This is a genomic window from Oceanospirillum maris DSM 6286, assembly GCF_000422865.1.
GTDB lineage: Bacteria > Pseudomonadota > Gammaproteobacteria > Pseudomonadales > Halomonadaceae > Oceanospirillum > Oceanospirillum maris.
This window is the reverse complement of the sequence record NZ_AUGW01000003.1, coordinates 145112-169971: the sequence shown is the minus strand read 5'-3', so window position 1 is coordinate 169971 and position 24860 is coordinate 145112. Positions and strand designations below refer to the sequence as shown.

Here is a 24860-nt window from a genome sequence, read left to right as displayed (position 1 = left end):
AGTATTGCTAGGATTCTGTTAGTGTTTCAATATCTATAAATAAAGCACCCAACTCACTGTCTAGGTTAGAATTTTCTTCAACAGAGACTTCTGTTCCAGTGTCGGATTGCTCGGGCGGGCTTATGTCATTGGATGTTGGTTCGACTTCTCTATTGCCATTAAGGTTTTCCTCGTCGTCTTCAAAAAGGTCAAGCATCTCAAGAATAGGCAGCTCCAAGTCTTCTAATATTTGGTCAGGTAAGAAGCGATTTGAGAGGCTTTCAATCTGCCCTAAAAGGACTTCCTGTGAAGGCGATGGATCAAAGCTAAACAAGTTGATAGAAGAGCGTTGGTTGAACATATAAGTATCAACGGGAGATAAAAAGCGCTGATACTCTGATGTCTGATTAGACTCCATCAAAGGCTGTATATTTTTCATATTCAGCTGATCAAGAGTTAGTAGCCCTTTTTCGGATAATGCTTGTAAGGGCTGAAGTAGAAGAGAGGTTCCACCTTTAGGTTCAACGTTATTAGCTTGCGTTGTAATGGTGTCAAAGCGATCAGCTTCCTGTTCGGCGAAACTCAGCAAGTTAGCAAGTGACTGATTATTTGAGGTATTGTCTGCAACATCTGTGCTGTCATCAACAATGATGCCGTCGTCCAAGTCCGTATCACCGGTATTGTTGTCGATGATATCTTCATCGATCTCGCTGCCATCGTCCAGATCAGTATCGCCGGTATTGTTGTCGATGATCTCTTCATCAACCTCGTTGCCATCGTCCAGATCAATATCACCGGTATTGTTGTCGATAACCTCTTCATCGATCTCGCTGTCATCGTCTAGATCAGTGTCGTCTGTATTACTATCCTCACTGATACTGCTCATATCCGTGATGGTCGTATTAACAGCATCCGTATAGGTCACGATTAAGTGGCTTCCTGTGGGTAGAGACTCACCACGTATTCCTGAAGCGACTGTATAGTCTGAGATAAGCCCCGCACTGTTGAGGATAAGCCCCTCTGTTCCTAGCGCCCAGATACCTTCGCTTCCGACACTGAATCCCGTTTCGGAGGAAACATTGGCGATACCCTCTGTGGTATATAGCGACAGAACGGACGTTACAATATTCAAATCACCCTGGGTATCCGTGTCCGCTAGGGTGCCTATACCTGTCAATGCTGACAGATAAAGCACATCCGCTTTGATATTTGCATCTTCCGATGTAAGAAGATTGTCTTTAATTCCACCAGAAACCGACTCAATTCTTGCGGTGTTCTCAACAAATAAACGACTGAGTAGTATATCGTTGTCGGCGGTCAGGGAGGCGTTGTCGGCGTTCAGGGTTGTACCTTCAGCCATAGAGAGCCCGCCACCCGTTGACTCAACCATCAGGTCAGAACCGATCTCCATCGATCCCAGCAGCACATCATCCGCAGCGGTCATGAATAGATTCTCGGCACTTAACTGCGCACCGTCATTCATGGTGACCGACCCTTGTGTCGATTGTATCTGGGCAGATAAATCGCTCTGAATCGTATCAAGCACCATGCTATCGTATGCTCTCAACGCTAAAGCTCCTGTAGTAAGCCCAGTGTTGTTACTCATCACAAAAGCCCCTTGATCAACGTTCAGATCAAGGCTGCCAACCACTGAGAAGTCCCAAGGTTTTGCAATATCAATAACATCCTGTCCTTTAAGAATGAAGTCACCCTCGCGAACACTGATAAAGGCCTGATTACCTACAAAGATTCTTTCAGCCTCTGTCTCATCTAATAGTTCAATAAAGACGGAGTCCAATGCATTCAGGTCTGAGATCAAGTCGGTCTTGATATCTAAATCTGCATCACCTGTATCGCCGATCTGAGAGCCGCTCATCGTTAGCTCGCCAGCGATAATATTCGCATCTTCATCGATAGAGTTATCTGTAATAACGCCATCAGAATTTAGCGTCATACTCGCTGAGGTGCTCACCTGACCCAGGCCAATCTTACTTGCGGAGATTGTTACCGACCCCGTATCAGCAGTAATCTGACTGCCGGATGCCATATCAAACAAGCCGGATGTTTCAGCGCTAAAATCAGAACCGATTAAGTTCAGCTGCCCATCGTCATTAAACGAAATATCTTGCCCTAATAGCTCCAGAGTGCTACCGGTATATGCAAAATCACCTTCAAACACAATGCTGCTGTCCGCTTGAATAACACCCTGAGTGGCATCAAAAGATGAATCGCGGATAATAACGTCACCATGAACAATAACGTCCAGGATGCCGGAGTATTCACCTTCAATCGTTAGATCACCAAAGATCTCACCAATTAGGCTTTTATAAGTATCCTGAATCGCCGCTCTGATTTCTAAATTGGTTTGCTCTGTGTTGGCGTTCAAGGCGACGACATTAGCAATCAAGTCATCGTCGTCATCCTCAACGACTTGCTCAATAATCTCTTTAGCATAAGCTTCAAAGCTACCGTTGTTATAACCTGCGTCTACAAAACCCAAGGCAATACTACCTATGGAGGAATAAAGCTTAATCTGGTTGCCTTCGATATCTTGGGTGAAGGCCGCAGAATCAATATCCATATCGCCTGAGGTCTCAACGGTCAAAGAACCGCTGTGCTGTGTTAACAGACGAACGATAAGGTCATCCTCATCGATCAGATGTACAGCAGCTTGTTCTCCGGTAGCCTCTATTGTTATTTCATCGACATTAAAGGTTAGATCGACATCACCGCCAGCAATTAAATCCAATACCAGAGACTTGATCTGGGCCATCTCGCTTTCAGACGAACTTATATCACCATCAGCATGAAGGCTAAGCGTCTGCGAAGCATCCAGTGAGGCCAGGCTTATATCACCATCAGCGCTCAGTGATATGACATCAGCCTTAACCTCGGCACCCTCATTCATCTCTATAGCATCGCCAGACGTTACAGAATAAGACAATGTTTGTGCATTACCGAGCAGGGCATTGCCATCAGCAGAAATAGAGATCTCATCGGTAACCACAAGGGCTCCATTGGCCAACTGGGATACCGTGTTATCCGCATCGACCGAAAGTGTTGTGGCAGTCATACCCGCTAGAGTGATATCGGTGCCAGACAGAGAGACGTCTTGTGCATTAATGGACGTATCCGTGCGTTGGCTTACAGCCATCAATGAATCGATAAGCACATTACCGGTGGCGGTCAGGTCTCCGATAAAGACATCGCCCTGAGCATTTAACGTGAACTCTGTTACATCCAGAGTCTGTAAATCTGCACCGGACGTTGTCATATTCAGTACAGCCGCGTTAAGCACACTGTCTTCATGCTGGCTGAGGTTACCTTGAGCGGTAATAGATGCATCACCCGTTGCTGTCACGCTACCGATAGACAGATCACCGGTGCTTTCTAAAGATAGGTCGGTTGTCTCGATCAATGACTGCTCAAGCTGGTTGATACTATCAGCCTGTATGGCAAGCTCAGTGCCTACGACTAAATCACCCATTGTTAGGTTGCCAGTAACTGAGATCTGAGCCTGACCGGCAATTGCTGTTTCCAGTGACGGTTTTTCCAGATAATCTGCCAGGACACCCGAAGCAACAAGCTGCTCAACTTGTCCCTCCATGGCGGTTTCCTGGGTTTCTACAGAAATACCTGATAGAGAAAGACCTGCCAGATCACCCTGAATATCCAGATCCAGATCGGCATCAGTGCTGATATTCAGACTGCCCTGAGATACCTCAGAATCAATCTTCAGCTGACCAATTTCAGGCTGTTCTACGTTAAAGAAAACACTGGTGCCAAAATCTACGGCAATATGGTCAATGCTCTGTTCACCCAGATTGAGGTTCAATACAGTCTGAGGCTGCTCCAAACGAACATCCAGCCGGGCCAGTACGCTAGCGTCATCTATCTGCATCAGCGTTTCGCTAATAAGCACTAACCCTGCAAGCTCTGCTTCCGTTAAAGCAACGCCATCTGTGCTAAAGACTGTATCGCTAGTTTCATCAACCAGATAAAAATTATGAGACTTATCTCCGGCCTGACTTAGACTCGATGCGAAACCGTTCCATACTTTCATGCCATTAATATATTCAGCATAGAAAGTCTGATTGGCCTCATCGTAGAGGTAGTCGCTGCGGGTATCGGGGTACGTTTCTTCCGTAAATTCTGCGGAATCGTTGTAATACGTCATGCCGTGGTATTCATTAACCACTTTAACAACGTCCAGATGGGTTCCAGGTGCAGAAACGGTTAGCTGGCTTAAATTCTGACCATCAGCAAGGCCTGTGCTATCCACGTGCATAACAAGGCCGTCAACAGAGGTTGTCAGCTGATTATGGGCTGTTAGAGAAACTGACTCACCCCTGGTTTTCAGGGTGCCATCCAGGATTAAGCTCTGACCTGAACTAAAGGCAAGCTGATTTGCATTAAAGATCTGGTCGGTATTAATCAGCAGATCTCTTCCCGAGCGTAATTCAAGCTGCTCCGTGGCATCTAGCAAGCCATCCGCATTAATCACACCCTGCGCATCAAGTATCAGGCTGGCCCCGGAAAGCCCCAAATCTTCTGCCGCATCCATTTGTTGAATCAGAATATCGCCCTGCTCTGATGTCAGCGTGACAGCCCCTGTATCAGAATCAGACTGAACAATATCAGCCACCAACGAACCATCAGAAACGATATTAATATCCGTCGCTGCAGTGACATTACTCAAGCGAAGACTATTGATGGTTTCAGTTAACGTTGCCTCGGGGGTCTCGCCATCAGAGACGGTAACAGGGGTCAAATAATCCAGACTGTCTTCACTGTTGATCAGGCTGATACCGGCAGTGACGGAGTTTGCCACAATACTGTTGATTTGGGTTGTCAGGCCTGAAATAGCATTCTCTGCACTGAGATTCAACTGATCCGCAGTAATATTCTGCAGCCCCGCCGTTAAGGAAAGGCCGGTAATACTATCCCCTGATGTTAACGTCACATCCTTAGCCGCATTGCGAAGATTGATCTCTCCAACGGTTAGTGCGTCCGGTGTATCCACAAAAAGATCACCTTCGGCAAGATGAATGTCTTTAAGGGCTAGGTCACCGGAAACAACATCCACATAGGCATCTGAAACAGCCTGAGCATTCAATGTCAGTGCATTAACCTCCTCCAGCAACAGGTTCAGATCACCGGAGCCACTAACATCGACATTCAGCTGGTTCGCATGGATGGCGGTTGCTGCTTCAGCGTATTCAATGCCATTAGCGATATTAAGCGTAATATCGCCCTCAGTAGATAGAACGCCTTGTTGCTCAAGACCTCCGTTATATACCGTCAGGTCGATATTGTTGTCCGTGTCCTCGGATCGCACCGAGGCATGATTTAACGTCAGCGCACCATAATTGACCAGGTTTACAGATCCATCTTCCAGTCGAATATCAGCGGTCATACCCAAGCCGTTATCAAGGGTTAGACTTCCGATTCCGGTAATATCAACATCCAGGCTGCTGGTATTGGTTAGTGCTGAGATGGAGTTTAAAGCTCTAAGTGTGGTATCACTTGCGGTTATCTGGCCACCGGTATGGGTAATACTACCGCTATCAGCCAATAGTCGAAGCTCGGACTGTGTTGTTATCGCTGTATCTTCCAGCTGGATGTCACCACTAATGCTACCGGCAACCATCTCTATCGTACCTATCAAGGTTGTTTGCAGGTTCGCATTAATATTACTGGTGATATTACCCTGACCCGATGTTCCCGCTGCAATATCAATACGGTTACCGGCCTGAATATCACTCTCAAGCGCGACATCGCCTCCGGCATCAACCTCAAGCCGATCCATTACTGTGATGTCCCCAGCCAGAGTCGCTGCATTTCCGGCCTGAATCAACAGCTCACTGCGGCCTTCGGTATCACCATCATCAACGGTTACTTTCGATGAGTTGGCCAAGGTTACATTGTCATCTGCAACCAGCTGTACCGATTGAGATGCATTTAGTAAGGATTCAGCTGGCAGCGTTGTACCATCATCTGCCACACCCTCAGGTAATAGCCCTTCAACGGTAATGTCGCTACCAGAATGAATAACAATCTCACCGTCACCTGTCTGAGCACTTATCCGCCCGCTAATATCAACATCGCCACCTGCCGTGATAACCACCTGACTGGCTGCAATAGCATCGTGCTCAAACTCACCATAATCAAATGAGCCTACATCTTCCATAATACGGTTGCTGCGATTTGAGATTTGCTCTTCATAAATAGGATCATTGCGCCATAAGGTAATGACCTTCTCTTTCACCACCTTGACCTCATCTTCAGTGGTTTCATAGTTAGCGCGATCTTCGGTAATATCAGTGGCCTGACTCACCCATGAGTAGTTTAGGTTGGTACGGGTGTCGTAAACGTCATTCCAAACAGAAACCCAGTTGTACTCATAGTCCTCGAAGGCTTCAGTAACGTCTGCCTGTTTCCAATAGGGTAGGTACTCTTTTATTACGTATTGCTTGTCAGCATTTTTTACGTCATCTATTGATCCTGAGTTACTGATAGCGAAGTAGTCTTCATCCTCAACATCTGTACCATCATGGTCATAAATTATACCAGGCTGTACATCGAAACTGCTTAAACTAGGGCCTTGGGGGCCGTTACTCATATACTCGATTGCGACAATAGTCCCATTGCTGTCATCAAGCTGACCGTAAGCAATCCATCCTTTTGAAAAGATAGGGAAAGGGCTTCCAGATACATCATTTGGAACAAGTGCCGCTATCTTATTCAGCTGCTCCAGCGTAGTCGGTAATGCAACTCCAGTTTCAGCTGAGCTCCGTATTTCTAAATCTTTATCTAGAGGTAACAGCCCTCCAAAGTTATTAATTGCATCTGAGAATGTATATTGACCGGATGAAACAGTATATTTCCGTTCAATATAATCATACTCAATACCGACAACATGAGTAGTCGTATCGGTAAGTCTGCTATTTGAAATAGAAGCAGAAGTGCTGTCATATCCTACCGGTGAGTATACCCTTACTCCGTTGATATCAAATGCCAGCTCCATACCGGTATCATTCAGTGCATTTGAATTACCAATATAATCCGTTGCGTCATCAGTGGTCAGCACCTCAGAAGTATACCAGTCAGGATTATAATCCCGACTTACACTACTACCGCCCTGGCGACCATCTTCGATAGCAAACTCACGCTCGCCATCACGATCATAAGAAACCAGCCAACGCTCGTTTGTTGTCCCATCTTTATCTTCTGTACTAATACTGACATTGGAGGAATCACCGTAATCCTCAAGGCCTTCATATCCAGTGGAAGTTGTCTGGCCGTAGTCCGATTTAATCTGATCATACTGAACCACCGCATGATCACGGTACTCACCGACTTTTTCCTCCCAGCTAACCGCCTCACCCTGAGACACAACACGGGTTACAAACTCTGATATAGCCTCTGGCATGTAGATAACTTTATCATCCCAGCCACTGACCACAGGGGAGACATAAGCTAGCTCTGATGACTTAATGGATTCAGCGCCATAGGTTCCGTTATAGAAGCTCTCCGCATTAGCTTCGGTTTGCTCCCCAGTACCGTAGTCTTTTGCCTCGGTAATATAATCATCAATTACCCAGTCCGGCGTCCAAGCACTACTGGATGGATTACCATTTACCGTTCTCTCTGTTACTGGGTTACTAAACCGGAATTCATATAACTCTTTATAACCCAGCTCCTTAAGCACCGCGGACTTTTGTTTGTCGTTTAACTCTCCCCATGTTGCCGCCTCTGAAGAGGGCCCAGTGGAGCCTGTCGCGCTCCAGACCACATTGTCATAATCGTAGTCCACGCCTTCCACAAAGAACTCACGTTTAGTCCCCGTGCTCTCATTGTAGTAACCATCCTGAACCAAGGTAACGTCAAGGGTTTGGAACTCATTGCCCACTACAATCGTTTCTGGGTCAAGCTCACGTTCATAGATGGTTTTTTCCCAGAACACCTCTTCGACACTGATAGAGCCAGTGGCAACTTTCTGGTAGCCGGTGATAACTTCAATGGTCACCGCGTCAGAAGTAATGGTTGGTCGCATCAGATCTAATTGCTCATCCGATAGTTCAGCGGATGATGCCAGCAGGACATCATCACCGGCAACAACCTCGGCAGATCCAGACGCGACAATCTGCCCCTGGCCTGTAATTTCAATCAAACCGTCACTCAGAGCAGAAACATCTAATGTATCCGCAAACAGTGCCGCCGCATCATTCAGGTCAACACCGGCTCGCAGATCAATATCCTTTCCAGATGTCAGTACGCCATTGATAGTGATTTGCTGGGCAGCGTTGAGGAAAATCTGCTCGTCACTGGTAATATCACCGGCCACATGCACCACACCACCCTGCAGGTCAACCTGCTGGCTGGCGTTGATCCAGGAGGCGGCTTTACCATCGTAGCCGTTCATCGTGAGAATGTTTTCAGCGGCGTTGAAGTGGACCTCTCCAGATTGGCCCCGCGCATTTACAATGGCATCACCCAGCAGGTTGATATTACGAGCGTTAAAGTTGATCTCGTCGTTTGTATTGACAACCCCACCGCTAACATAGATCTCATCAGCTTCTATCAATAGCTCAGAGACACGGGATATAAGGGTATCCTCTACCGTCACGGGGCGGCCAATCATGCCGTTTAGATCAACTCGCTGGGTGCCCTTAATTTCAATTTGTCCACCGGAGGCGGTATCCAGCGTACCTCCGGCAAGCTGTAGAGGGTCTCCGGCAGAAACAGGTTCCGCATCTTCAGTCAGAAGTTCACCGTCAGCATCAAGAAGCTCACCGTCGGCATCAACCCGGTAACCCTCATCGTTCATCATCCAGCCCTGATCATCCACCAGGTAGCCATTAAGCGACTGGTACTGATGGGCATTCAGCATAACGCTGATATTGTTATCCGCATCATCTCCGCCAGATAGGGAAATTAAGGTATCCGCTTCAGTAATACCATCAATCTGAATTTGACTAGCGCTGTTAACTGATACAGACGCACCGGTATCCATGGCCGAGTTATAACCACCCAGCACCATATCTCCGGTGGAGTTAATCTGAATATTGGCAGCCTGATAACCGGCATCACCGTCATCCTTAAGCGACTGAGCCACCATCTGACTTAAGCGATTCTGTTCCAGTGTTAGTGAACCATCACCGTTAATATCGATTGTAATATCACCGGTTGCCTTCAGGTTGGCACCCACATCAACACTCAGACCATCAACAATGCCACCATTGGCAGCGCCCATCGTAATCTGGTCATCACTGCTCAGGTTAATCTGAGCCTGATCGCCGGTGGCATCATCGCCGGTATAACCGGCCAGCAGAGAGCCGGACAGCTGCATATTGGTGGCAGTAAGATCGATCTCACTGCCATCAGCAGAGGTCATCAGCTTGGAGCCGGAGCCTAGATTCAAACTGTCTGACTGCAAACGAATCCAGTCTTCGGCCTGCAGAGAAGCCCCCAGCATCACGGTCTGGTCGTCGCGATAACCTGCTTGGGAGAAGTTGATCTCAGCAGCTGCCAGCTGCCAGCTTGTGGCTTGCATCTGGGTATCAAATAGGCTCATCACTGATGCTGTTAAGTCCACTCGGCCCTGCGCTGCCACATCCGTATGAATTTCCAATTCATTGTCGGCATTAATCTGAACTTCAAAGTCATCGCTACTTGCGGTATCGAACTGACTGATAACCACACCGGCCAGATCGACGTTATAACCATCAATCACCAGCAGACTATCGGTTTCGATACGGCCCGACTCCTGCTCCAGCATAATCGTGCCCTGAGCAGAGGTCAGTTCCAGATAATCCAGATCGTTACCCACAGAACCAACGCGACCATTCACAGACATATCATGTTCAGTATGCAGGCGGATCTCACCACCCGCTGCCGATGTCGAGATCTTACTGGTGCTTTGAATGCTTAGGCTGGTGGAACCCTCTGCGCCATCTGCACCCGAAGAGATCACTACTTCGTCGTTAGCCGTAATAGAACCGATCAGGGTCAGGGAGTTACCAGAAGAGAGAACGACATCACTGCCAGTACCACCGGCAACAATGTCACCGCGAAGTTCACCGTTAACACCGGCATCAAAGGCGATAGAACCGTCAAGGGTTTCCAGAACACCGGTCGCCCCTAACTCAATATCCTTACCATCATCTGAAACGCCGCTGTAAAGGTTAATCGACTCATGGGCCAGTACCTTACCGGCAATATAAAGCTTGCCGTTTTCGCCTATTGCTGACCCGATATTAACCATAGAGCCTTCCGCTCTGGCCGCAATCGCTTGTTTCTGCGTTGAGGACTGCTCAGTAGTGGTATCAAAACCTAAAAGGTCAGCGTTAACACTATCGCTGAGAAGTTTAAAGTCGTAGGCGCTGGTAATATTCAGGCGGCCCTCAAAGGTTTGAATAGCGAGATCAGGGTCGACCGATGCGGTGTTTTGAGCATCTGCAAAATGCTCATAAAGGCTGCCGTTTATATACTCATCCGGTAATTGACTATCGCTGATTTTCCAGTCTGCCGCTTCCATTGCCGTCTGAATATCCGCTAGTAGGTCGCTCGGCAGTTCATTATCCTGAGTATCTTCGGACTTGATAACAACGTCTGCCGTTAGCGTATAGCTGATCTTATCAATCTGAAGTGTCAGCGTGACATCCTGATCTACCTTACCGGTAAACCACTCACGCCAGCCCTGAGCCTGAATCTCATTTACATGGCTTGGGGCATAGATGGTGACATCACCCGGTGCATTCAGATTAATTTCACTGTTTTCGGACCAAGTTTCCAGCGTGGCAGATCCGTAAAGAATGATGCCTTGGCCCGATGGATCATCGCCGCCAACAAGATCAATCGAGTCACCGGCCTTCAGATCACGGCCGATCACAATTTGTTCATCGGCTTCAATACGAATGGTTGAGTGGCCGTAATCGTAGATTACATCGCTGCCCAGCACCCGACCATTAGCATCACGCTGCTGATCGAGATCACCACCAGCAATCAGGCGGCCTTTAACCTCAACATCACCGACACCGGTTACGGTGATATTGCCATCGGCATCACGCACCACAACATCAGAAGCACCTTGGATCAGAGTGCCGATACCATCAGAAGACTGACCACCGTTAATCTCAGCGCCGGATTTGGCAAACAGATAACCACCGGTTTGTACGGCATCACCACCAGCATTCAAGGTCGTACCACCGACAAAAGTCTGACCGGTATTGTTGATGGTTAAGTGACCGGTTTCATCGGACCAGCTCACCGACTGCTCCAGTAACGCACCGCTGTCGGCATCAAACTCCTGATACAGCGCACCACCCGCCACGACCGTACCCATCAGCTCCATGTCGCCCTGAGCATTGATCGTAACCTGCCCGCCTTCACCATCAGCACCAATACCGGCAGACGTTACGCCGCCAGCGGCGGTCATCAACAGACTAAGCTGTTTATCATCGACAAGGGTATGTTTATCATCTGTACCCGGCACGCCCCCTGTCAGAGTCACATCACGACTGGCCAGTACACCGGTATTGACCAGGAGCTGCTCACCTGCAGTAATCGTTAGATCTGAACCACCGCCATTCCAGATAACGCCGTTCTCGCCAATCTCACCACCGGCAACCAGAGCACCGTGCAGGTCAATATCCTGAGCACCCGCCACGGAGATAACACTGCCAGCCTCGGAGGTAACAATACGGCTGGTTTCATGGATATAAACGCTGCTGCCATGCTGGTCAGCGCCGTTCAGTGTATTGCTTTCGTTTGGATTACCCGGCAGAGCCAGCCCGCCCAGCACATTCAGGCTGTGAGTCGAAGTCAAAAAGCCTTCCAGATAAACAGAACTGTCGGAGTGGAAGGTCAGATCAGAGTTGGCACCTAAGGCATTAACGTTACCCCGAACCACCAGATCGTCGCCGGAGCTCAATACAAGGCTACCCTGATCCTTCAGAGAGGTCACGGTACCGGTCACCAACATGCCGTAACCTGTGGCGTGATCGGTCAGATAATGATCCGCATCGGACAGGCCGATGTTCTCGAAGTAGGCTGTCTTATTGAAAACGGCAAAATCCGGGCTGTAGCTTGGATCAGTTGAGTCGCCGAATGCTGCACCATCATAGTTCTGTCCCTTAGAGTTCAGGGCCAGATCACCACTGGAGGTCACACTGCCGCCCACCAACAGCGCATAAGCGGAGTTCACTTCAATAGAAGCACCCGCCCCTGTGATGGATGGAACCGGCTTACCATCAATATTGGTAAATTCAATACCGGCAGAAATAGCAGAACCCGGATTGATCGCTACAACATCTTCTGAGCTCAAGCTGATCGTTGCCGCCGCATCACGGGCCGCAACCACAGAACCTTCGTTCAACAAGATGGCACCATCAGCCGTTAGCTGAATACTGGCCCCGGCACCTTTCGCTTCAACCGTTCCGGCATGTTCCTGACTGCCTAGGGTATCAATGAGAATAGCGCTATCGGCATTACGGGTTTCTATCAGGCTGCCTTTATCGGTGTAAAGGCTGTTAGTGCCGTAGGCAGCATCATAGCTATTATCCGTACCATCAGATGCAGTGACCTGGATATCAATCAGATCATCCGCCAGCATCCAGCCGCCAACATGTAGCTGTTCTTTGATGTTCAGCAGGATATTTTTAGCGGTCAGGCCTGAAGCACCTAAACCATTGGGATCATGGAGCTGTTTGGCGTTGACACTCATGACCCGGGCATCAACCTCCAGATTATTATCTAGGGCCTGCACATCGCCCCGAACATCAAGAAGGTCGGATTTTAAGTGTGTTGTGTCACGGAAAGTAGACAGGTAATCATCAGGGTCTTTAGCATCCGTACTTGTTGCTATTTCGTGGTAGCCAATATCACCTAATGTCATGGTGTTGCCCACATCAGTACGACCCACGGTCACTGAATTAAAGCCATCTGCCAGTGCGGCAAGGTCTTTAGTGGAAAGATCCATACCCTCTCTATGGTCCGTTTTTACCGTACCATCAGGGTTTTCAATATAGGCCTCATTTCCGTATTGAATGCCAGAAAAGGTTTCTGCTGCAGAACCAAGGAAGTAGTTCCAAACTGATTTCTCAGCCTGAATGATTAGATCACCGGAGGCGATGACCATCGACGGGCCACTGAAAAAATCAATATCATCGACGGTCAGTGTAATATCGGCTTCATCCCCTCGGGCAGCTAAGACACCAGATTCAAGCGTTAGCTTGGCATCTTTAGACAATTGCGTTAGAGAGACATCACCTTGCCCGGCTTCAAGGCCAAAATCGGTGCGGGTTTGCTGTAAATGAGAGGTCCATTCAGTCGTAGCGGTATCAACCCAACTAACCTGGCTTTCCCAGCGATCTTCACCAGCATTAGCTTGCAGGCGGAAACCGTCATTCTCCACATCACTGAGATAACTTTCTGTTCTCAGAACTAGGTCATTGGCTTCAATAAGAACAGTATCACCTTCACCTCCTTTCTCGGTGAAAATAGAGGCTTCTTTTACATCCGTAAGTACAGCGTGTTCTAAGGAGCCGATATGATCCTTCATACGGATCTGCAGATAGCCTTCTTTTGCCGTGATAAGGTTATCGCCTAGGTTAATCAGTCCGCCATCTGCAGATTGCAAGCGAACCCAGCCATCTGTTTCATCCCAGTCATCATTAACGGTGATATCACCATCACCGCTCAGCTCAATATTGGCATCGTCACCCCAGGTGCGCAGGTCGACATAATCGTCAGCCGTTAAATTTTGGTCCAGCTCAATGGTATTAAGGGAATCAACAATAATATGATCTGCCTCGATTGCCGATTGGAAATCGATCTCTTCAGCGATCAGCCTAAGGCCGGTCGCGCCAAGATTACTCAGCTCATCGGTTGAGGTAACACTGATGCGGCCATCCAAAGCGTTAACGGTCGTTTCGGTATAAGACGTATTTTTACCTTGCACCGTTAGTCGTTCAATCTGACCGTTGTTATAGCTAATAATCTCACGGCCATTGGCGATAGTGTCTAGGTCAAGATTCAGAGCATTTGTGAACTGTGTTTGTTCTATGATGATTTCATCAAAAGAGCCGGTATCATCTTCAATATTCAATGTACCTTGAGCAATAGATGAATCTGCCCGCCCCGTGGTTATACGGTAGTCATCATTACCACCGGTATCGGTAATATTGATCACCCAGTCTGGGAAGTCTTTCACATAAATCTGGTCATCGGCGCTGCCCAGTGTAATGTCATTAACCTGGCCACGAACCCGTAATTCATCACCCTCAGCATTAACAAAATTAAAGCCCTGACGACTCAGGGTATTATCCATGGTCTTGGTTATTGCTGAGAAATCGAGGGCGATAGCACCCTCGCTGTCACTAAAACGATCAGAGCCGAAGTCATCTTCAAAACGGTAGCCATCATCGCCTGCACCACCCTGTAACTGGTCAGTGCCCGTACCTCCGTCGAGTAGGTCATTACCTCCATTGGCAACCAAACGGTCATCTCCGGCACCACCGATCAGATGATCGTCGCCCTCACCGCCGGTCAGGCGATCTTTACCAATGCCACCATCAAGCTTAACCGAGGCGGTACTACTTAATACGGCAGAAAGTGTGTCATTACCAGCATCACCATAAATTTCACCACCCGCCTGGGACGCGATAATTTTATCGTTACCGGCTCCGCCACGGGCATTTAGCGTGACGTCAGCTAAACGAGAGGCATCCAGAACATCGTCGCCGTCACCCATATCGACAACAACATTGGTGACGTTCTTAAACTCTTCATACCAGCCGTCAAACTCAACCCCAACGGTGCCATCTTCGCCATAGAGATAGAAGACTTCATTGCCGTCGGTAATGTTAAAATATTCCCGATCACCGGCTTTACTACCTGCGTGAACAGTGAGCGTCCCATCGTTCACAGAACCCAGTGTCGGTTTAACGATTGGCGCGTCATATTCAAAAGAGAACAGCTCCTCACGGAACAGTTCTTTTTCAATAACATTTTTCCAGCCCGCCAGAGGTATATAAACATCAACGAAAGCATCGGCAAAGAAATCGGCGCCAAATTCGGCATTAAACAGGTTTTCAACACCACCATCTTCATAGCTCCACATAGTGAGCATTTCAGTCAGGCGAATTTTACCATCAGACTCATAATCGATATCGGTAATGTAACCATTGGCATCTTTAGACAGGATAGACTTAACGATATCTTGCATGTCAAAATCTGCAGCAAATTCAATACCACCACGAAGACCTGCATCAACTACAGCAGCGCTAACAGCAGCTTTGATACCCACATCAATATCAATAGAAAACTCTGGTTTTTCATCACCGCCGGTGCCGGAAACAATCGAACCGTTACTGAATTCCGGCAAGGTGAAATCACTGACATAGAATCCTTCTAGTGCATCGAGTGGATTACCGGAAACTAGAGAGTTCTTAATACCCAAGGTATCAAAACCAAAGGCAAGATCAGCTTGAGCCTCTAAGTCACCAAAGCCCATAATTCCAAATTTCGCGGGCCCCATTTTCAGGCCAACAATAGGCACGTCTACTGAGGCATTAAATTTGAGCAGTGGCATCTCATAGGTAAATAGAGTGGCATCTCCTCCTGTTAGCAAGCTAAACCAGTTAGAAATATCCGTAATATACTCAAGGGTTTTGAAACCTGAGCGTTCCTCAGAACTGCTGCCATAACTGGCACTACTACCGGAAGAGTCCTTTTCAATCTGACCCATGCTAAGACGAAAATCTTCAGGAATCGCCACATCAACAGCGGGAACATACATCACATCCTGTCGGCCAAGATTCTGAATATCACCCAGCATGATGACACCGCCATCGGACATATCATTCAGAATATCCGGCAGCTCCAACATAAACTCAGCAGCGTAGACAAAGCGCCAGTCAATCGGATCTTGGCCCTCCAGCTGCATCATTACATTGATTAAATCCATGGTATTGTTTATGCCAAGAACATCCAGCCCTGGAATTTTCTGCTGCAGGGCATCGATGACTGGCTCAAACGGCTCAATGGTTGAGGCAATATTTTCAGAAATCGGCAACAGGAAATTAGTGACTAAGCTACTAACTTCAATACCCAGATTTTTGAGATGGATTTCCGGGTCTGCCGCACCGTTTTCCAGATCCCAATCCCAGTCAATCGTTAGGTCTGCTAGTAGTGTCGGTAAAATTTCGACACCATCTAGCTCTAGTGTCACGCCAAGATCAAGCTCTGTGTCGATGGCAAATTCAGAAGCAAACACTTTGCCCAGATTAGACCCCATCAGCTCATTGGCCGTCAGACGGCCATCACCACCACCGTCAACATCTACGGTAAATTTACCGTACATACCGCTGGCCCGATCATTTGGGTTGTTATCTGTTAGCGTGGCTTTGAAGAAAAGGAGCGTGGCTTCACCGGTAAAAGCATCATCTGAATCAAAATCTTCTGGCGAACCATCAAGATATACATCAACATTGAACTCCAGCTCATCTTCACCAGAATCCACCAGATAAAAACCGTCAGTAACACTTAGCCCCAACCCAAAATCAAGATCCCAGTAGGTTTCCAGTGCGAAGCCACCATCAAGCGACATATCAAAACCGGGTAGATCCAGATCTAATGGTAGGTCTAGGCCGTATCCGTAAATATAATCCCCTAAGGTCATATCAAACTGAATAGCATCAGCATCCAGCAAGACTTCCCCACCCTCTACCCAGTCACCTAAGTGCGTCCCTTCAACATCATACCAACCAATGCTGATATCGTTTCGGTCAACTATCGAATCACCGTTTTTATCCTGAAGAATACCCAGTTCATCAGCGAACAGGTCATACATCACATCCTGGGTGATACCAATGGTGCCGCCATTGGAACTCAGATATTTATTAAGATCAGCCAACAATCCCAGTCGGATATCTTCAATGAATTCGCTCTGGCTGGCTAACGCATCACCGATAAGGGGGAGATCGCTGGCCAACCCATCGCCAAGAACATCCTGCAGTCCACCGAGAGCAAAATCGATACCGTCTACCAAAATGGTCGGATCATTAATAATCCCCAAAATACTCAGGTTTCCACCAAGTTGCTCATACAGACTGTTCAAAGCCGGAAACTCAAACGTCAGCAGATCTGTATCTTCGGTGCCTTCTGCTAGATTCAGCAGCAGATCACCTAGGTCTCCAACTTCCTCGTTAATCGAGATAGATATCTCTTCTTCTGGCGTAAATTCCAGGCCATCAACATCCAGCCGAACGGGCAGTACAATTCCCATATCGCCGGTAAAGCTGGCATCCAGATTATCTTTCAAGTTCTCCGTTACGTAATAACGACCGTCATTGTTATCGGTAGACTGCTGGGCAAGCATCAAATTCATAGTGGCGTAATCTTGGGTGCTGATATCACCATCGCCATCAATTACTGCAGAACCGCCCTCAACTCCTAGGGACATAGGCCCAACATCAAAACCCAGCTCAAGATCAGAGCCTGCAATACGCACCCCCACAGAGGCATGGGTACCAAAGCTATCACTGGCTACCGTAACGTCCTGTTGTCGTTCAACACTGACCTCTGCAAAAAGGTCAATATTGCTTGTATCCGCTGACGTTGATTGATCTCCTACCGTCAGATCAACCATAAAGCCCAGATCATCACTCAGCTGGTCCGCCAGGTTCATAATGGCTTCCTGGCGCTGGGCGTTCAGAAGACTATTGTCTGTAAGCTCATCTTCAGTCGAGGCAATATTTACTTGCGCACTAAAACGGGACACATTAGAAAAGCTAGCGGTATTGTTTTGAATATTGGTTAACAGCGTTGCATAGTAAGGTTCAGAGATAACCGCGCTGCCCGCCCCGAATAGCAAGGCCCCAAAGCTATCAATAGATGACGTAACCGACTCCATACCAGTATGGTCGTACAGAAAAATCTCAGGTGTACCTTCGGTAATCTGAATACCGGCATCAATCTGCAAATCAAAAATGGCTTCCAGCTCCAGCTTGCTGGCTCCAATCTGATCGACAAACAGATCCAGTCCTTCAATGTCTGAGTTATCAGACAAGCCCGCTATGTCGGCCAGTGATTCAAAATCAAGGCTGAAGTCAAAAAGTTCGGTAAAGAGCTGGCTGTAATTCAGATGGACATCTAGTGATCCTTGATTCAAAGCAAGGGAGAAAATTTGGTCACGGGCAGACTGAGTATTGTCATCCTCTACCCCCAGCGCTTCTTCAAACAAAGTTTCAAAAGACTGAACACTCTGTCCCGGTTCATCGTTAATCTCTTCAAGTGCGACTGACAGCTCTTCAGTGAAGTTAACCACATCTGCCAATGAATAATTGATCAGCGGGAATTCGTAGTTATAGAACGCTTGCTCTTCCAGCGTAGTCTGAATAAAGTCGATACCCAGTTGTACCGCGTCGATAATGTCGGCAAAACTCAGGTTATTAAAATCAAGAAGTTGATTCACATCCGGCAGCAGCGCAACCGTGGCATTATTCGCAACCGTTCCATTATTGACCAGTAGCTCAACATCCATCGGATAAGCTGGGTGCTGATAAACGGTTGTTGGAGTTGTTGCAGGGTTAAACAGATCCAGCACATGCACTTCAATCTGAGCAATATCACCCAAGTCGATCTCACCGGCAATACCAGTATCTACTTCCAGCCCTTTGATTTTAGCGTAGGCACTGCCTGACGCATCGTAGTCAAAGGAGAGGTCGCCAGATAAAAGGTCATCCAATGCCAGATCTGCACCACCGGCCAGGTTGTTGGCAGTGATCTTAACCGTTGCACCGGCGTGAATCTGAGAATCGCTACCGGCACCACCTGCGGTTGCCCCCAGCAGCCCCAACAAGGCACTAACTTCTGGGTCATCACGGTCCAGATTGACACTGCCTTCCAGTTCCAGATCAGAAACACCAAGCTCTGCACTACCTTTGAGGAGGTATTCACCGGAAAAATCGGAAGCGATGGCCCCAACCAGTTTCACCGTCTGGGCATCAACCCATTCAATCACCCGATAGGCATCGTTACCTAGCCAAAGGGTGCCGCCGACGACAGCGTCAGAGAAGTTGGCATCCGCATCCGTAAACTGAACACTTCCAGCGGTTAGCTGTACATTTCCGGTATGAGACTCGCCATCAAAGTCGATATAGAAATTCAGGCTGCCAGCTAAATCGCTTTCGATCTCAGCCGTCGCATCAGTGGATAACTCCAGCCCCGGCAGATCAAAATCAAAACCGATCGGCAGATCACCTAATGTTTTGGTTTCAGTAAAGCTTAGAGGAACGACGAATCGGTTCTCAACCGGGTCATAACTAACGTCAACCCCATCCGGCAGTAAACCTGAGTTATTAATCGCAGTAATATATTCTTGAATAGTAGAGATAAGACCCGGTTTAAATGGGTTGAGTGTGGTGATCTCTGCAGCCCCTGAGTAGGCTTCCTCCAACTTCTCTGTCAGCTCAACAGAGCTACCATCCTCAGACACTGATTTAATTTGATAGACTGCGCCCTCATCGCCACCCAGTTGGATATACCCACCTTTAGCGACACTGCCCACCCCGTATAGCCCTGTGACGACACTTGAGCCAGCATCAACGGCTACCGTACTATTAGTGGTCAAGGTTTCATTGATTTTATTGAAATCAATTGCTTCATAAATATTGGATTCAAAAGCCTGAGCAAAATCTAGAACCACGCTTAGTGCCGTATCAGTAAAAGGCAAGCTGGTGATCATGCTATCGCTGCTGGAGGTTTGCTCAAGCAGGTCAACAAAGTCTGGGAACATGCTGATCATCTGAGTGACCGACAGATCCGCAAATTTGGATAGTGTGTTTAGATTTTCAGTGGTTAGCTGCCAGTCACCAACGGTCGCGGGTTGCCCTTCCAACATAAAGCGAACAGGATCATCCGCAACCAGATCCACACCGGCCATTTCGGCATAAACCGGCAGCACTACTGAGGTATTATCTTCTGTCAGTTGGTAGGACAGGTTACCCGACGCGTCCATCGTAACCGCAGCACCCAGGTTAATATTAACCTGTCCCTTTTCACCCTCGGCAGAACCGATACTTACGCCTAACGGGCCGTAGTTTGCATCAATAAGCAGGTCATCGACATTGGCCCCCATATTGACATCAAATTTCTTCATCTGAAACTCGAAATCGGATAGGTTCCAATCGGTTAAAAATGCCAGGTCGACATCGGTTTCAGTTAGTAGCTCTACATTGATCGGGTCAAGTTCAAGCCCCAGATTGTTTAATGAATCATTCAGGTCAACGGGGAGGTTTTTACTATTGGCGATCGTACCCTGATAACCAAACGAGAGACCTTCATCTGTTATATTGATGCTCAGGTTGTCTGGTGCACCACCAATATTACTGACCCAGTTATCTTCCAGATAGGACAGCAGGCCGTTTACTGTCGGTTGAGCGGTTAAAGCACCAGCACCTTCATTCGCTGTGGCATCCCAGCTATAGTCCGTTGGCATCGGATAGGTATCACCTTCCGGCAGGGCTTCCCCGCCATTAACCGCATAATGCGGGTAGTGCTGAATGTACTGTCCCATCTCAAACAGGGGTGAAATATTGGATAGGTCATCAAGACTGTAGCCAATAAACGGCAGAGACTCCGACAGAGGGCTATTGGCAATCTGATTACCCTCGTCGTCATAGCTGACGCCCAGCGAACCCATGGTGTCGTTCAGCATATCGCCAAGACTATACAGGCTATCCGCCAGTACATCGCTCAGCACGACATCTATATCAGATTGCTGAATACGGCTGACATAATCGGCGGTATCAAAACTCAGTGTTCGGGTAATGCCATCAATGGTAAAGGCTTCATCAACGGAACGCCCTAGCGCATTAAGATCCAGCATTGCCGTTCCAGTCAGGCTCACGGGCGAATCACCGACACTGGTGATCGTACCTTGCCCCTGCAAGGCGTAGCCGACACCGGATTCCGTTGCTTCAACAATCAAGCCCAATTCACCTGCGGTCAGCTGGCCGCCGATAGCATCAACACCGATGAAAGCTTCAATATCGCTACCGGCCAACAGGAAGCGTGGTACTCCGTCAACAAGCTCAAACTGAATACCGTAATTCCCAGACAGAGAGGCTAAACCGGCAGCATCAATCTCTAGGTCAGCGGAGGTCGTGATTCCTGCATCACTCAATGAAAGATCAAAAACACCTGGGTCGGACGCAGTGAAATCAATAACCAAATCATCACTTAGGTTCGAGTGATTTAAGGCTAAATCAATGGTCTGATCCGCTTCAGCCGTCAGGCTTAAATCACCAAAACCGTTAAAGGCAAGAGACTCACCACTGGCCTGTAATGCGAAGAAGCGGGCATCTTCATTTTCACTATCTGTCTGGAGGTCAGAGCTGCCGCCAACAACAGCATTGAAACCTGTATTTAAAGTCAGTCCCATCGCTTCAGCAGTACCAGCGTCAGCGCCTACAAAGATCTCCGCATTATCGGCACTGAAAGCTAAAAGGTTAGAACTAATCGTTGTATTGTCACTCAGGGAGACGCTCTGGCCCAGCATACGCTCAAGGGTCAGGTCACCGGAAACTTGTGCTGATCCGGCCATGTCTAGTGTTAAAGCACCGGATGCTGTGAAATCTCCTAACTGATCCGCTGTCAGGTCAAGCCCCAGCACGCCGGAATCAGTATTCAAACTCAGGGATTGCTCAGACCAGTTCACCGCTGCGGTCTGATCACTTTGGCTTGTTGTTAAAGAGAAATTTGTGCCGGATAGCTCGATATCAGACAAACCGGAAAGCGCAACACTATCTGCCGATAAAGACAGTGCGTTCCAACTCGCTGAATCATCAGCCTGATTGACCAGTCGCCCTAAAATAAAATCGGCACCCTCAAGGGAAAAATCGGCATCGTTGATCACATCAATGTCTAGCGCACTATTCTCACCGGAGATCACAAAGCGATCGGCGGTAATGGTCGAGTCGTCAGACAATGTTAGGGTTTTCTGATCCTGAATAAAGCTTAAGTCGCCGCTTAGGTGGCCAATGCCGTCAACATCAATATTTAATGCGCCCCGTAGGGCCATTGTTTCGTCCGCACTCAGAGCAAGGGAGGACTCACTACCATCGGAAAAAGCAAAGGTGTGATCAACAGATGCCCCCGTGGCGTTATAAGAGAAGGCAACCCGTTCACCGGACAAGTTATTGATACCGGATATTCCTGACACGGCTAGATTTGACAGGGCGGTCAGCGCCCACAAAGGCGCCTCACCGTCAGGATCATCTTTTAGCAAAAGGCCAAAACTGGCATCGACAATGTCAATATTTCCGAAGCCCGCAGGTACAACCAGGTTGATCCCCTGGCCTTTTAAAGCAACTTTATCACCAAATAATGCGGTAACAACGCCTTCTGCATCCTGTTGCGGATCAATATCAAAACTAAGATCACCGATCAGTTCGCCAATAACCGGCAGCTCAAGACGGCTGGCATCAAAACTGTAGTTTCCGGCAGTGGTTTTAACCAGCTCAATATCGCCGGAAACAGAGCCAATATCCGTGAGCGTACCTGTCACCGTGCCGGTAACAGAGAACCCTTCGCCTGATTCAATGGACAGATCCAACGTTGAGCCATCTAATAATGTAATAGAATCATCTATGGCTGTACCCGATGAACTAAAGACCACATTAAGATCTGTGCCACTGAGTTCCAGAGAAGAGGTTGCGGTGAGAGACAGGTTACCTGTAGCGACAACAGACCAACCTGCATCCGTACTGCTATCCGTCAGGCCATCAAAGTGGTTGTTAAATATAAGGGCAACCTTACCATCAGTAAGATCAACCGCCACGCCTCCATCAGATAGCTGACCGCTGATCTGGCTGCCGGATATCAGCAACTGATTATCAAACTGGTCGGCAATGCCATTACCATCAGAATCGGAACCGTCACTGATAAATTCAAAACGGAAATCACCGGTCAACGCACCCTGATCACCAAAATCCAGTGTTGTATTACGGGCTTCAAAATAAGGGGAAACTTGGGTTTGATCCGCCCCAAAGTCTAAGGCTAGCGATTCACCGTTCAAGGTCAGTGTTTCATTCAACGTCCGATCCAGTGTATTTACCTGTAATGTTAGGTGCTCTAGTCCAGAGAGAGATCCCAGCAGCGCGCTACCGACACCCTCACCAGATAGCTCAACGTCACCGGTCATTTCAAGTGCATAACCGGCGGAGCCTTCCGCTTCATCTAGGGCAAGCATAAGGTCAACGTTCGAAAGACTGAGACCCAGTTGATCTGTTGCCGAACCAAGAGCGCTAACCGTCAGATCTTTAGCACCCAACAGTAAGAAATCTTCATCGGGGGTTAACCCTGCCTGCTTCTCAATAACAAGCTGACCATTGGCTGAAAAGACATCATGAACAGATAACGCAGCATCTCCTTCCGCACGGAAAGCCTGCCCAGCCACCGCAGCCTTACCATCAAAAGCTAAAGCACTGCTGGTTTCATTAAAGGATAGCGATGCACCAGTAAAAGACGCATCAATATTGTCCACGCCGGAAACCGTTAGGTTAGTGGATAGAATACCCGCCAGCCCATCCTGGGTTACTCGCAGTTGACCTGCGCCCTGCTCCATGATTAAGGCAATACCACCAGCATCGGCCTGCCCCGTCAGGTTTGATGCGGAAAGAAGGTATTCATTGTTGGATAAATTATCGACATCAACCGTAGCGGTCAACGCAAAATCACCGCTCAGATATTGCCCTTGAAACTCAACCTGACCTGAAAATCCAACGGTTCCGGTAAAGGTCGTGTCGGTCGCCAGTGTGTAGAGCTGATCCATCAGATCATCAAGATTTGACGACACCGAATCAAGCTGGCTTTCTAATTCAGCACTTTGATCAGCGATACTAACCGACAGATCAAGTACACCCATTAGCTGATCAACTGCAGAAAGCCCAACGGTTATCTGCTCCTGAGTTACCCCTGAGTCTAGCAATTCAGACACAAAGTCCAGTTGCTCAACAACTAACGTAACGCCACCGTCGACATTGAGTGTTGGCGAAAAATATTTACCCTCACCTATATACAAACCTTGAATCTGGTCAAAGCCACCTGAAACAGTACCAAAGGTCAGAATATCAAATTCCGTACCCACTTCAGGATCGAAGTCATTCAGCAAACGGATTTCCAGAGAACCATCCAGCTCAGCATGATGACTGACATTCAGTTGATCATAGCCATCATAAATATTCTCAGCGGTTCCACCAGGCGTCATCCCTCCGACTTCAATCAGTAGGGTTCCTGTATCCATCTGTGCGTAGGCATCAACAATCTGAACACCGGGGGAGTTACCTGGCGCGACAACACCTTCATTAGTCACTAAGCCGTCAACTTGTCCGGTGCCTGTGAGGGAGTCATTGCTGTCTAGGTAAATAGAACCTGATAAAACTGTTTCATCATCAGCATAGCCTAAGTAAATATCAGACCGCTCGTTGCGCTCATTTTGGGCAGAGATAGCAGTTGCTGCAGCACCTGCGGACAGTGAAGATTCAATCAGTAGTACATCGCTGTTCTGTTCCGCACTCCAATATGCTTTGTCGGTAATATCGCCAACAAGAATCTCTTCAGGCTGATAACTTAAAAGGGGGGCTTGGAGGTTTTTAGTCTCAAGGTGAGGGCTATCTGAAAAGGTATCTGAAAGATTTTCTGGAGGGCTGATAATATCGGGTTCAATATTAAAAGATTCGATGCCATCTAGTAATAGATCGCCAGCGAGCATTATCCTTGGCTCGAGTTTCTCAAAACGAGCTTTACGGCTTAAGTTTTTTTTAGTTTTCTTATTTGAGAAACGGTTTGCCATAATATTCTCCGGAGATTCATTA

The 24860-nt window shown here is 47.9% G+C and carries 1 protein-coding gene; it reads right to left on the bottom strand.

The window, feature by feature from the left end; all coding sequences use genetic code 11:
• Positions 1 to 7 precede the first annotated feature (7 nt).
• Positions 8 to 24838 (bottom strand): hypothetical protein, encoded by a 24831-nt coding sequence (locus tag G517_RS0100650; protein WP_028302788.1) that lies wholly within the window; start codon positions 24836 to 24838, stop codon positions 8 to 10.
• Between the last annotated feature and the right edge of the window lie 22 nt (positions 24839 to 24860).

Excerpts from the sequence above, each read along its gene's own strand:
- G517_RS0100650 (WP_028302788.1), bottom strand. The coding sequence starts at position 24,838 with ATGGCAAACCGTTTCTCAAATAAGAAAACTAAAAAAAACTTAAGCCGT.